Source organism: Microcystis sp. M113S1, from assembly GCF_020246945.1.
GTDB lineage: Bacteria > Cyanobacteriota > Cyanobacteriia > Cyanobacteriales > Microcystaceae > Microcystis.
Genome location: NZ_JADBSA010000123.1, coordinates 1 through 12,819, shown reverse-complemented (window position 1 = coordinate 12,819; position 12,819 = coordinate 1). Strand labels below are relative to the sequence as shown.

Here is a 12,819-nt window from a genome sequence, read left to right as displayed (position 1 = left end):
TGTCAGTCTGTAGAGCGACCATAAGACCAGAACAGAGTAAATCTGTTAAGGCAGGTGCGAAAAATCCTTCGGGAAAGAAGCAGAAACCCAAATCGTGAGGTTTGGGAATCACCGTCCGTTTACGGCGGTGAGGATGTCAAGACTAATCTAAATACTGCGGGAATCAGTCGAGAGAGATATTTTCAGTTATTTGATCAAGTTTAGTCTTTGTTCCGAGGTGGTTGGGTAACATTCGTTAACCCAACCTACAATATCAGCGATCGCAATACCAGCGAATTAACCCTGGCGTTTGCGGAGAGTAACAAGACCTAAACCCCTCATCGCCAACAGACCCAGCACCGATCCCGGTTCGGGAGTCGCGGCAGATGCGGCAGTAAAGGAAAGGGTTGAATTGTTTTTATCAACAACACCCGTCAAAAAGTTACCGGAACCAGCATTGATAGGAGATAAAATACTTCCAAAAGTGCCGGGTAGAAAATTGAGCAGACAATTTTCCTAAAGCTCGCTCTTTTAAATGAAACAATTGAATGTCCGAATTGCCATGAAACCTTGGACAGAATCAATCAGACAGAGTATAATCTAGTCAGAGATTTGTCAATATTAGGCAATCGAGAACGTAGGTTGGGTTGAAGCATGAAACCCAACGCCCGCTCATGTTACGCTACCGCTAACCCATCCTTTTTTCTCTTCATTATTATTCATAATTCATCCCCTCTATCTTACTACTTAATTTCAGAACACTTACGCCACCTTATAAGTTTGATGGCTCTCTTGAGTATTGCGGACAAAATGTTCTCCCATAATAAACAAGAGAGCCGCTTTGATTATGCAGGTTGCAGTTCAGCAATAACCGTTGACGCAATCGCATAAGCCGCTTCGGTAGATAGTTTTTCGGCTTCTGCTCGTGTATCAATGGCATCTAAAAAGTAACTCTCGCACAGAACACAAATCGGACAATTTGTCTCTTCAGACTCAGAGAGAACGGTTACACTATTTTCCATTACACCGAAATCCCTTTGTCCAATTGCATTAGCAACCGCAGTCGAAAGTTTTTTGGCAAAAGCGATCGATTTTGGTTTAGCTTTGGTTGGGTGAACCATTACACAAGTGTAGTGAGGTTTTCTGTCCGTAGCATTGTGATGCAAACTGAGAAACATGGAATGATCTGCGGCTTTTTGTCCGATCAGATCGCGCGGATCGCTTGGTGGATCGAAAATCTCGGCTGAAATGTTTGCTTTATCTAGTTCCGCTTTCACGATCTTGGCTTGCAAAAGATTCATCTCATATTCAGGAGTCCCATCTTTTGCATCAGTACCTGAATGGATGGGGGAATGACCAGGATCGATTAAAACAGAAGCTGGACGAACAGAAGGATGGTCCATAATCTGATTCCAAGTCCGTTCATCTACTATCCCTGTTACTTCAGACTCCCCTAAATGATCCCGTTGGAAATTTTCAACAGCCTGTTTGGTTTTGGGTCCAAAAATCTTGTCAACCCGACCACAGTTAAAGCCAATTTCATTAAGTTTGGCTTGTAATTGTCCAACTTGTAACCCTTGACTGCCTACTTGTAATAACATAAACTTGTCTCCTCCAATCTCTCGTAAAAGTTTTTGTTTTTTGTGCTTCTGGATAGCATCGATTCATGATGTAAGTCTGCATACCCTAAAAAATTAAACAAACGGTGAGTTTTCGCAGCGTCCCCCCTATTTCTGAAAAAACTCACCAGAAGCCTTTATCTCGCCCCTCACACCTGATCGAATCGGTCTCCTATCCGAACTGTCCCGTATCGACCCATTCACTCTTGATTAGCGACCACCAATCAGTTGCCAGACCATCGAGGACGTACTTGTAGGGCAGCCAGCCGTAGCCGGCGCTTCCCCATCCTGTCCCCCAAGAGTTGCGAATCAGCAAGGCACCGGTGGTTTCAATGCCACCAGGGTTGGTGTTCTTGATCTTAAGGTTGTCGTCGTAACCAACTGCGTCAATGGCGTGACCGCCGAGAACTTTCTCGCCGCGAGTTGGATAGGGGATCTTGCCGCCATTGGTGTTGGCCTGACTGATAGAACTGTAAACAGTAAAGCCAAACATTGAGGGCAGCCCATTTGCCAAGTAGGTTTTAATCTGAGTTAATAGGTTGCTCGGTGTCGTTCCTGGGGGGTCGAGGCGATAGTAAGAGATCGCTTGGAAGCTCTGGGCAAAGGCGTAGCAGAATGCTGGTGGCTCCTTGTCATAATCGGGGGTATTGTAGAGGTAGTATTCTTCCGGCGGCACCCCAAACAAGGTCAGAGCGTACATGGTCGTCCGCAGGAAAGCCCCCGTATCTCCCGTCCAGTGCAACAAGTTGCGCGTCACTTTGTAGAGGAAGAGTCTGGAAGCATCGAGGTGTTTGCCAAAAGCCCGCCGCTCAAAATACTCCACCAGTCCGACCCCGGCGTGGGCCGTACAAGAACCGATAGTTTTTTGATCTTCGATTGGGGAACACCACGCCCTCAAATCGACGCTGGCCGGCAGCGCTGCTGGGGCAGATGTCGTTGCTCCCACTTTGGCCAGCATTTGCTTGACAGATGGCTGTCCCAAAGCTTGCAGTTTGGACGGTACGCGTTCAGATTGGAAAGTGACATCATGAATATCGGGATAGTCAGGCAACCATCCCATTGCGGGAATTACAAATGTTTCACTCATTTTTCCTTTCCTCCTAAGTTGTTACTCACTAGCCCCCGGCTGTCTGAGAAGCCTTTAATCTCGGACTTGGAGCGTGACGGTAAATCGTTCGACAATTGACGGCTCTCCCTGCCACTCTCGCCAGAGCTTAAGCTTTAGTTGGCCTATCCCAGCCCGTTGCGCTTTAAAGGTCAGGACTCTCTGACCGCCCCCGCCGACTCTCGACTCTATGGCAGGGATATAGTCAGAGGCCTGCAGCTTCACTAAATCGCTCCCGCCACCATCGACCGCCCACTGAAAGCCAGTAGTGGGATTCTCGTCGAGGGACAGTAGCAGTAGGTCATTGACCTGCATGGTGATGGATTTGCCGTTGTCAGTGCGAGTAAGGGTTAGCATTGTATATTGGCCGCTCCCTCCTTTCGGTTTCCACTCTGTCGCCCCACAGCCCTGGGAAAAGACTGGGGAAAGCACGAGGATTAGAGTTATGACAATCGCGACGGCCCACCTAAGAGAACGATCCATTATTTTCCTCCCTCGTCTCTATAACGGCCACGGGATTCACTCTCGTTATTGCAGTTGGAAAATCGCGCCAAGCGCAGAAGAAACTGGGAAACGATCTAATTTAATTATCTCTTGCTTTGTCCACCGAGAGATGGTAGGATGGGGGTTTTGTAATTTTTCTTGATAATCGTCCTCGCCTACACGCGCCTCAAATCCCCTTGACTAGCAACCCTATCAGTAATTTGAAACAACGCTTCAACGCCCTCCTAGAGGAGAGAATTGCCACGATTCAACCCCCTATCGGAGGAATAACAACGACTAGCAATTAAACCCAAAACTAACCACCAGAGGGTACTAACTTGGGGACGATACCAAACCGTATCAAAAAAACCGTGGGCAAGAATTCCGGCCATAGCGGCAATTGCCCCAATTAACCAAAAGCCTTGACTATCCATTTTATCCCGTAAAAGTTTAATTTGATGGATGCCTTGGCCGATAGTTGTGACTAATAACCAGAGGAAACAGGTAAAACCAATGATTCCCGTTTCTACCATGATTTCTAATAGCACAGAATAGGCACTTAAAGCCGTGTATTTTGGCTTCATGAATAGGGGGTAAATTTTCTTAAAAGCATCATTACCCGGTCCGATGCCCAAAAGCGGATAAGTTTGAATCATGCGAATAACTGCATCCCAAACATTAATCCGAAAGTTATTACTACTATCTTCCCGGCCCGCGAAAATACTCATCACCCGAATTCGCAGCGGCTCCACCAATAAAATCGCTCCTAAAATCACCACGGCTAAACCACCTAAAACTAAGGGTAAAAGCCAGGTTTGCCAAAATAACGGTAGATAATTTTTGAACCAATAAAATAATAGCAATAAGAAGACAATTCCTAAGACCATCAAACCAATCCAACCGCCACGACTCTCGGTAAAAAATAAACAAGCACCATTGGCTAAAGTTAATAAAGCCGCTAAAATTTTCGGTAGCCATCCTTGCCATACAAACAAGGATGCACTGCTAAAAGCAATACCGGGTAATAAATAACTAGCTAATAAATTAGGATTACCGAGATAACTATAAACCCTAGTATCCCCCGCTAATTCTGAAGTGGGATCGTTCCAAGTTGCTAACTGTTCCGCACCAAAAATTTGCTGACGAATGCCGTAAACGCTGACTGCTAAGGCGGTTAAAACTAAAGTAGTCAGAATCCAATTTGTCAGGCGTGGTGAGCGCATGATTCGGGCAGTAAAGGCAAAAAAGATGAGATTGAGAGTTAATTTAATTAATCCTTCCAAAGCTGCCATTTTAACGGGAGAAAAAGCCGTAGAAACCGTGGCAATTCCCCAATATAAAAGCACTAAAATGTGAATCGGTGTCACCCCGATTTTGCCTTCATCCACAAGGGTTAAGATTAGCCAATAACCCGCTATTGCTAACAGCAAAAAACCGATTTGACTGGTGGATAAAAATGGTGCGGTGGCGATAAGGAGAGAGATTAACAGCGCACCCATCAGTTCTGTCCACTGCACAAACCGGCTACCCTGTCGCCATTGACTAAAAAGGCCGACTAAACGATGCAGATAGCTATATTTTGACCAAGAAGCGGGCGAAAAGTTCAATAGGGTGATTTGTTTCCATAAAGTATTCATAGGGTTTTTAGTTGCGGTTGTCACCATCACACTTTGATTAAGATACCGATTGTATCTTAATTGTTGACTCTTGGGGGCCAAAAGAGTTTCAGTCTGGTGTCTGAGGATAGCTTCACACAGTCAAAACCTAATAGCATAACCAGTCTAAGCATGGGGTGAACGTAAAGCTTGACCTAAACGAGTTAAGCCTTGGGAACAGTCAAAACGATCGAGATGTACTTCAATAAATGATAGGCGATCGATGTTACCCTGGGCAATTGATAAAGCCTTTTCTAATTCCCCTTCTGTCCTGACTTGACAACTCCAACTTTCCCCGTTAAATACTGCTGGTAATTGGTGATATTTCCACGGTTGTAGATCATTATAAATATTATCCTGAATTACCCGCTCGATCGTGTAACCATCGTTATTAATTAAAAAGATAATTGCATTGAGATGGTGACGGATAATTGTCGAAAGTTCTTGGGCGGTCATTTGAAAAGCACCATCACCCACAAAGACGATAGGACGAGTATTGGGTGCGGCAAAAGCTACTCCTAAACAGGCGGGAATTGAATAACCAATAGAGAGATAAAATGCTTGACCAATAAAGTCGGTTTTTTGGGGCATTAATAAATCAATTGTGGCAATAATTGCGTCCCCTGTATCGGAAATAACAAAAGATTCTTGAGCAATAAAATGATTCATTCGCTCATAAAAACGAGCATTAGTTAATTTTTGCTCTGGCACGGGGATGAATTCTAAATCTGTCAATTCGGCCGCGGGTTTAATCTCTAGTGTAGCCGCTTCTTTGTGACTTAGCTTATCAATTAAACCATCGATAAAATTTCCTAGAAATACTGGTTGATAAAAGTGATGTTTAATTTTTACTTTCTCGGAGTTGGCATTAATCAAATTATTGGGATTTAAATTAGCCGTAAATCCGCCTAAATTCATATCGGACATGATCGCCCCTAAACAGAGGACACAATCGGCATTTTCCACCCGCTGCTGAACGTATTCGCGACTTAATGCCCCCACATAAGTGCCGATAAATTGCGGCTGCATTTCCGAAATTGACGACTTACCTAAAATAGTGGTGGCTAAGGGATAACCCGTTACTTCTAAAAGTTTCAGCAACTTATCTTGGAGTTTAAACCGATGGAATTCTACCCCCGCTAAAATAATTGGTTTTTCCGCTTTTTCTAATAATAAAACCGCTTCTTCAATGGCTTCTTCTAAAGCGGCGGCATCCGTGAGATTATCGGTTAAATAAATTGGCTTTTCTGAGGGGATACAGGGACGATAGACCAGATCCCGGGAAATTTCGATATACACGGGACGTTTGTGATGCAAACAAGCTGCTAAAGTTTGATCGATTTGACTGGCTGCTTGGGTAGAATTAGTTAGAATAACCGAGGCAACCGTGACTTTTTCCATGATCGAAAATTGCAGATTATAATCGCCCGTGGTGTGGTGTAATAATAAATTATCCCGGCGAATCGAGCGATCAGAAGCACCACTAATTACCACCAGGGGAACTCTTTCAGCGTAAGCACCGACCACAGCATTAACGAGGCTAAATCCCCCGACTCCGTAGGTGACACAGACAGCGCCCATACCTTTGACTCGCGCGTAGGCATCGGCGGCATAACCTGCGTTAAGCTCATTACAGGTGCAAACTAATTCGATCGGACTTTCCACCAAAACATCCATCAAATCGAGGACATAATCCCCCGGCACCCCGAAAACATGATTAACCCCTAAACTATGGAGACACTGGCATAAATATTCGCCGATCGTGATCATGGCAATTTTCTCCCCTGTGTTGGCACTTTCACGCCAATCATAACGATTTTTTCAAAAAATAGGCTCATGCCCAGTAATAAACTGGAAAGTAAAAATCAGGAAACCTTGATTATATCTAGGCGATGGTGATCAATGCTATAGTATAAAGTCTGGGGTTTTTTCTTGGGTGTAAAAAAATATCTGCGGCACTTTTTCAGGTATAATTTTTATAGAAGATTCCCTAAGACTTTGGACTTAACTAAGGCTGACTGTTAATGATTTTTACTGAATTGGTTTTGCAAAATTTTGGACCCTACGCCGGTCGTCAAGTGATTAATTTACGTCCTGAAAAAGATAATAGTCCCTGTCCGATTATCCTTTTGGGAGGCATGAATGGCGGCGGTAAAACTACTTTAATGGATGCGATTCGTTTGGCTTTGTACGGTGCGCGGGCAAAGTGTTCTACTCGCAATAATTTAAGTTATGCTGAGTTTCTCAGTCAAGCAGTTAATCATCAAGCTTCCCTCATCGATCAAGCTAGAATTGAACTGGCTTTTGAACATCTAGTTAATGAACAATGGCGACAATATCGTATCGTTAGATACTGGACAAAACAGCCCAAAGATGGTAGAGATACCCTCGGTATTTTAGATGAAGATTGGCCCGATCCCGCCCTAGCTAACACTTGGGATGAATATATTGAAACTTTATTACCTTTGGGTATTTCTAACCTCTTTTTATTTGATGGGGAACAGGTAAAAGAATTGGCAGAACAGGATGTACCTCCTGACAGCGTTAAGGATTCAATGCAGACTTTATTAGGGTTAGAATTAGCGGAAAGATTAGCAGTTGATCTTGATATTTTAGCTGGTCGCAAGCGCCGGTTATTAGCAGCAGAAAATGAACTGGCAACTATTGAAGCTATTGAGAAAAAATTAGCTCAGTACCAAGAAGATTTGGAATTGGCTAAACAAGAGATGGAAACTCAACAAAAAAATTTAGATGTGGTTAGAAATGATTTTGATGCAGTCTCGGATAAATTTCGCATTGATGGCGGAAAAATTGCCGCCGAAAGAAGTCAATTAGAGAGCCGAAAAAAGGATTTAGATAAAAAGTTAGAGAAACAGAGAGAATATTTAGGTCAATTGGCAGGGGAATTTTTACCCTTAAAGTTAATTTTTCCTCTCCTAGAAGCGGCTAAAATTCAGGGAGAAAAAGAGCTAAAATTTCAATCGTCTCAAGTCGCTCAATCGGTTTTAGAATCCAGAGATAAAAAGTTACTTGCTTATTTAGAACAACTGAATTTAACTTTAGAACAATTAGAGAATATTAGAGAATTTTTACAGCAAGAAAATCAGTTTTTAGCTGAGGATAGCGATTCTTTGATTACTCCTTACTTAGATTTAGACGAGGAGGCGATCGAGTTATTAAATCGAGTCTTAACCCATCAACTACCGGCACAAATTAACCTCGCTCATCAAGCAATGTCACAATTAAGAAATCTGGAAGCTGACTTAGATAATTTAGAGCGAGAATTAGCAGTAGCAGCCTCTCCCGAAGAATACGAAACCCTGAGTAATAACTTAAAAACCGCTCAGAAAAAGTATCTAAATGCTCAAGCAGAATACGAGCAAAGCCACAAAAATTATGAGGAAATCAAAAAGAAAATTGAGAAAACTAAAAAAGAATTATTTGCCTATAGTGAGAAAGCTTTAGAATCGCAAAGTAACGAACATATCGTCAATGCTATTGTCAAAGCACAGCAAACTTTAAAAGTGTTTAAAGAACGCTTAACTTTAAAAAAATTAAATAGATTGGAGGGAGAAGTGGCGGAATGTTTTCGTTATTTATTGCATAAGTCCGATCTGGTGCAGAAAATAGCGATCGATGCTGATACTTTTGGTCTATCTCTCTTTGGTCCCGATGGACAAAATGTGCCTAAACACCGTCTTTCTGCCGGAGAAAAACAACTATTAGCAATCGCTTTTTTGTGGGGATTAGCGCGAGTCTCCGGACGAGATTTACCCATCGCTATCGATACACCCCTCGGACGTTTAGATTCTTCCCATCGCCATAATTTAGTTGAACGTTATTTTCCCGCCGCTTCCTCTCAAGTCATCCTCCTTTCTACCGATACAGAAATTGGACAAAATGAGCTACAATTATTAGAAGAACAGCAAGTAATCGCCAGAAAATACCTGCTAGAATACAATTCCCAACAACGTCAAACTACTATTCACCCCGATCGCTACTTTTGGTAAGATTATGACTGAGATAAATTGCCAAAAAATCCTCGCCCAATTAATTCAACACCAATCAACCAGTCACCCCTACGAGAACTTAAAAAATAGTTTAGCGGCAGCCGATGGGTTTGATACAGACTTGAATCAGTTATCAGTTGACTGTTTACCGATCACTGAAAAAAACTCCCCACTTTCCACTATCCTATTAAACAGAATTGAGAATAACTAACTATTTTCTCATCGTTCAGAGCGAGGTAAAATTATAGATTATGGAATCACCGATCGAACGTTTTCGACTATCTCAAACCGCCAAAGATAGCCTAATAAAATTAAAACGCTACACCAAAATTGACCAATGGAATATCCTCTGTCGTTGGGCTTTTTGTCGTTCCCTTGCCGAACCGAGTCTCCCCTCTCCCGTTCCCATTCCTGCCGATAGCAATGTAGAATTATCCTGGAAAGTATTCGGGGGAGAAATGTCCGATATTTTCTTAATTGCCCTCAAACAACGTTGTCATCAAGACGGATTAGCAACCGATAAAGAAACTCTAACTCAACAATTTCGCTTACATTTACATCGCGGGATCGGTTATCTTGCTGGGGATACAAAGCTAAAAAAAATCGATAATTTAATCGAATTAGAGAGGGAAAATCTCAGAGAATCTTAATCAAGAACACTCTATCTTCCCCTCTGTGTTCTTTGTGCCTTTGTGGTTTATCCTTAATCAAACTCACCTTAAAAAACCTTCGGTCGGCCTAAAGTAGTGATATAGATAACTGCTTCATCCCAGGGAATTCCTAAAACCTCATTAACTTGATCATCAAAAAAACCACCGATACCACTAACCCCTAACCCCAGATGAATAGCGGCTAAATTTAATCTCTGTCCCAAATGACCCGCATCTGCATGAAGATAACGATAAACTCGATCGCCATATCTAGCCACTGCTTTTGACAGATCCGCCGTATGAAAAACCACAGCAGCCGCATCTCGTCCCAAATCCTGACCTAAACAGAGATAATGTAACTCTTGCCGGAAATTTTTAAAGCGAATTTGCCGCAATTCTTGGGCTTTGGGAGCATAATAATAACAGCCTTCCTCTAATCCGGTTACTGCCGAAACAGCGATAAAAGTTTCCAATAAATCCAGAGCAAAATAATCGGGATTGGGATCGAGATTTTGGCTGGCATAATCTTGGGGTTGATAGGTGAAATGCAGCAAGGCTCGCAATTCGTCTAAACTGAGACTAGCGCCACTATAAGCGCGGGTAGATCTGCGTTTAAGAATCGTACTTTCGAGATCGATTAAATCTTCCCCCCAATTGACGGGACGGGATGTCACCGAAACTTTTAGACAAAAAGGAAAATTATATTTATCTTCCCAATTAGAGGGGGTAATATTTGCTTCTATCTTCTCATCTGTAGCTATGATAGTGGCTCGGTGTAGGGAGTTTAATAATTCTCCCTCGGTAATTTCGGGATAAAGAGTCGTGGTTGCCGAAGGGAGTGCCGTGGTACTATGGGGGAGATTTTGCCGGATATTGAGCAGATCTGCCAAAGGAATCACCGTCATGACACTTTCTTTCTCGGAATCGAGATAAAGCAATTCATTCATCTGGCTATCGTTAAAACCACCGATTAAATGGGCGCGATAGTCATTAATCGAGGCTGATAGCTCAATATTGCCCAATAAATGCCCTGTATCGAGGAAAATACGTCGATAAGCTCGATCTTCGTAGCGCCAAGCAGACCGATAAAAAATGGCACTGGTAACTACAGCGATATCGGTATTTTCTAAAACAGGATTCCAGAAACAAGCAGATTGTAGGTTGGTCCAGACATCACTTTCCCAGAATAAAAGCAGCGAGTGACTTTGACCTTGGTAGCTGTAGAGACCGGCGGGTAAAAATTCCGTGCCACGGGAGATCAGATAGACCTCGGCGGGGTATAATCCACCAGCAGAGGGTGCGGAACGTAGGTACAAGGGACTCCCCATAGTGGCAATTTTGGCAGTTAACCCATAGCTACAGCCCAAAATTCGCGATATACGTCGCCAAAAGTCTCCTTTTTGGGGAACCGTTTGACGGGAGAGGTAGGGTTTGAGATCGAAAGTCTGACCGATTTTGTATTCTTTGAAGGGATAGGGTTGTTGACTCCAATCAAGACCTTTACTTTTTGAGGCGATCGTCTGGGGGTCGTATTTGGTACGCTCGTGGTAGTATTCGGCGATCGAGATTGGCTGATCTGGCATGATAAAGATAGGCTGTCTAAGCTTTACTTTTTAGTGTAATATCGATACCCCCCAAAAAATCAACCAGCCAGAGAGTCGATCGGCTAAAAGTAAAGATAATTACAAATTTCACCTACATAAAATCTATGGAAATTATCGCTGTTTTACTGGGAGTTTTCGGTTTAGGGACAGGTGCGGGTTTATTGGTCATCCGTAACTATTACCATATCTGTCAACCGAGCGAAGTCTTAATTTTTGCCGGCAGTCGTCGTCCCACGGCCACGGGCAAAACCATCGGTTATCGTTTGGTAAAAGGGGGCAGCAGCATTCGTTTACCTATGCTAGAACAAGTGTATCGGATGGACCTGACCAACATGATCATCGATCTCAGGGTGGTTAATGCCTATTCTAAGGGCGGTGTGCCGTTGATCGTCACCGGGGTGGCGAATATTAAAATTGCTGGGGAGGAACCGATTATTCATAATGCGATCGAGCGTTTATTGGGCAAGAAACGCAAGGAAATCGAACAATTGGCTAAAGAAACCCTTGAGGGGAATTTGCGCGGTGTCTTGGCCAATTTAACCCCAGAACAAGCGAACTCCGATCAGATCGCTTTTGCCAAAAGTCTCTTGGAAGAAGCGGAACAGGATCTGGAAAAATTGGGTTTAGTTTTGGATAGTTTGCAGATACAGAATATCTCTGATGAGGTGCGTTATCTCGATTCGATCGGACGGAAGCAAAAAGCCGAATTACAAAGAGATGCCCGGATAGCAGAAGCAAAAGCCCGAAAAACATCGATTATCAAGGATTCCGAGAATCTACGCCTCACCGCTTTGCGTCGTATCCAAAAAGATTTAGAAATAGCCAAAGCTGACGCAGAAAAACGGGTGCGCGACACTCAAACTAAGCGCGGCGCCATGATTGCCGAGGTAGAATCGGTGGTTATGTCCGATTTAGCTAAAGTACAGGCCGAAGTGGCGGTACAAAACGCCCGCATTAAGCAGGTGAAACAGCAATTACAAGCGGATGTGATCGCACCTGCCGAGGCCGAATGTCAACAAGCGATCGCGAAAGCCCGGGGGGAAGCGGCCAAAATTATCGAACAGGGGAAAGCGCAAGCGGAAGGAACCAAAAAATTAGCGGCTTCTTGGCAAGGAGCGGGAAATAACGCTAAAAACATCTTTTTATACCAAAAATTGGAGTTATTGCTTAAATTAATGGTCGCTAGTGTCCCAGAAGTGCAGGTGCAAACGGTGACGGTAGTGGACGGGGGTGATGGTAATCTTGTCCCGAAAATGACTGCTTTTGCCGAACAATTGCGTCAAGCTACCGGAGTGGATCTGGTACAAATGGCTAATCGCATAGCACAAACCGAGCCATCTGTCAAGGGTAAAGACACAAATTTTGATTTTAAACAATTGCCCTCTTGAATCAGTGATCACTGATTACTGATCACTGATCAATAGGAGGATAGAGTATTGTACCATTTTTCTTTATTTGTGGCAGTCATCCTAATCCCCTCTACCCTTCTGGGAGAGGGGTTGGGGGTGAGGGTAATTAACTATCTCTGCCATTACTTTAGAAAAATCGTATTAAGTGAGCAGTATTAAATGGCATTGACACTCCCCGCTCTAAAGAGACGGGGATTCTTGGTTCACAGAGATTACTTGCTTAGACAGAATTGCTTCTGAAAAAGTAGAGGTATTCTCTCCCCAAGCGTTTATTGGATCGAGCATCGAAGGTTCCGGTATGCCCT

11 protein-coding genes and 1 pseudogene are annotated in these 12,819 nt (G+C 43.4%); 5 read left to right on the top strand and 7 right to left on the bottom strand.

The genetic code is table 11. From position 1 onward, the window contains the following. Positions 1-276 precede the first annotated feature (276 nt). Positions 277-417 (bottom strand): PEP-CTERM sorting domain-containing protein, encoded by a 141-nt coding sequence (locus IM319_RS22425; protein WP_353857183.1) that lies wholly within the window; start codon positions 415-417, stop codon positions 277-279. A 57-nt stretch (positions 418-474) separates the two neighbouring features. On the opposite strand from IM319_RS22425, the pseudogene IM319_RS06335 reads away from it, so the two are divergent. Continuing rightward, positions 475-612, top strand: a pseudogene (locus IM319_RS06335) (ISL3 family transposase); the annotation flags it as partial. Between the two features lie 212 nt (positions 613-824). Here the strand turns inward: IM319_RS06335 and IM319_RS06330 are convergent. The 5 genes from IM319_RS06330 to IM319_RS06310 all read right to left on the bottom strand — a co-directional run bounded on the left by IM319_RS06330 (position 825) and on the right by IM319_RS06310 (position 6,611). Next, positions 825-1,580, bottom strand: a complete 756-nt coding sequence (locus IM319_RS06330) for an N-acetylmuramoyl-L-alanine amidase (protein WP_287676180.1) — start codon at positions 1,578-1,580, stop codon at positions 825-827. 190 nt (positions 1,581-1,770) lie between these two features. Further along, on the bottom strand, positions 1,771-2,685 hold the full coding sequence (locus tag IM319_RS06325) for a C1 family peptidase (protein WP_287735034.1): 915 nt from the start codon (positions 2,683-2,685) through the stop codon (positions 1,771-1,773). Positions 2,686-2,739: 54 nt separating this feature from the next. Further along, positions 2,740-3,018 (bottom strand): protease inhibitor I42 family protein, encoded by a 279-nt coding sequence (locus IM319_RS06320; protein ID WP_287735035.1) that lies wholly within the window; start codon positions 3,016-3,018, stop codon positions 2,740-2,742. Positions 3,019-3,431: 413 nt separating this feature from the next. After that, the gene (locus IM319_RS06315) at positions 3,432-4,823 is read right to left on the bottom strand and encodes an IctB family putative bicarbonate transporter (protein ID WP_287735033.1); all 1,392 of its coding nucleotides are present in this window, start codon (positions 4,821-4,823) and stop codon (positions 3,432-3,434) included. Between the two features lie 144 nt (positions 4,824-4,967). After that, complete coding sequence (locus tag IM319_RS06310; protein ID WP_287735032.1) at positions 4,968-6,611, bottom strand: alpha-keto acid decarboxylase family protein; 1,644 nt, start codon at positions 6,609-6,611, stop codon at positions 4,968-4,970. 254 nt (positions 6,612-6,865) lie between these two features. Between IM319_RS06310 and dndD the strand changes: the two genes are divergently transcribed. From dndD to dndE, 3 genes are read left to right on the top strand one after another with little or no spacing between them, the layout of a single operon-like run. Next, entirely contained in the window at positions 6,866-8,851 is a 1,986-nt protein-coding gene (gene dndD / locus IM319_RS06305; protein WP_287735031.1) for a DNA sulfur modification protein DndD, read from the top strand. Positions 8,852-8,855: 4 nt separating this feature from the next. Beyond that, complete coding sequence (locus IM319_RS06300) at positions 8,856-9,062, top strand: hypothetical protein (RefSeq protein WP_287735030.1); 207 nt, start codon at positions 8,856-8,858, stop codon at positions 9,060-9,062. Between the two features lie 40 nt (positions 9,063-9,102). After that, complete coding sequence (dndE, locus tag IM319_RS06295; RefSeq protein ID WP_287735029.1) at positions 9,103-9,501, top strand: DNA sulfur modification protein DndE; 399 nt, start codon at positions 9,103-9,105, stop codon at positions 9,499-9,501. A 68-nt stretch (positions 9,502-9,569) separates the two neighbouring features. Here dndE and IM319_RS06290 read toward each other — a convergent pair whose 3' ends face one another. After that, positions 9,570-11,084, bottom strand: a complete 1,515-nt coding sequence (locus IM319_RS06290) for a SagB/ThcOx family dehydrogenase (protein ID WP_287735028.1) — start codon at positions 11,082-11,084, stop codon at positions 9,570-9,572. Positions 11,085-11,209: 125 nt separating this feature from the next. On the opposite strand from IM319_RS06290, the gene IM319_RS06285 reads away from it, so the two are divergent. Then, a complete protein-coding gene (locus IM319_RS06285) occupies positions 11,210-12,493 on the top strand; it encodes a flotillin family protein (protein WP_286826880.1) in 1,284 nt (427 codons plus the stop codon). Positions 12,494-12,819: the final 326 nt, after the last annotated feature.

What these genes read in the sequence shown, in the direction of transcription:
- IM319_RS06285 (WP_286826880.1), top strand. Translation starts at nt 11,210, where the DNA reads ATGGAAATTATCGCTGTTTTACTGGGAGTTTTCGGTTTAGGGACAGGT.
- IM319_RS06300 (WP_287735030.1), top strand. Translation starts at nt 8,856, where the DNA reads ATGACTGAGATAAATTGCCAAAAAATCCTCGCCCAATTAATTCAACAC.
- IM319_RS06320 (WP_287735035.1), bottom strand. Translation starts at nt 3,018, where the DNA reads ATGCAGGTCAATGACCTACTGCTACTGTCCCTCGACGAGAATCCCACT.
- IM319_RS06330 (WP_287676180.1), bottom strand. Translation starts at nt 1,580, where the DNA reads ATGTTATTACAAGTAGGCAGTCAAGGGTTACAAGTTGGACAATTACAA.
- dndD (WP_287735031.1), top strand. Translation starts at nt 6,866, where the DNA reads ATGATTTTTACTGAATTGGTTTTGCAAAATTTTGGACCCTACGCCGGT.
- IM319_RS06310 (WP_287735032.1), bottom strand. Translation starts at nt 6,611, where the DNA reads ATGATCACGATCGGCGAATATTTATGCCAGTGTCTCCATAGTTTAGGG.
- IM319_RS06315 (WP_287735033.1), bottom strand. Translation starts at nt 4,823, where the DNA reads ATGAATACTTTATGGAAACAAATCACCCTATTGAACTTTTCGCCCGCT.
- IM319_RS06325 (WP_287735034.1), bottom strand. Translation starts at nt 2,685, where the DNA reads ATGAGTGAAACATTTGTAATTCCCGCAATGGGATGGTTGCCTGACTAT.
- IM319_RS06290 (WP_287735028.1), bottom strand. Translation starts at nt 11,084, where the DNA reads ATGCCAGATCAGCCAATCTCGATCGCCGAATACTACCACGAGCGTACC.
- dndE (WP_287735029.1), top strand. Translation starts at nt 9,103, where the DNA reads ATGGAATCACCGATCGAACGTTTTCGACTATCTCAAACCGCCAAAGAT.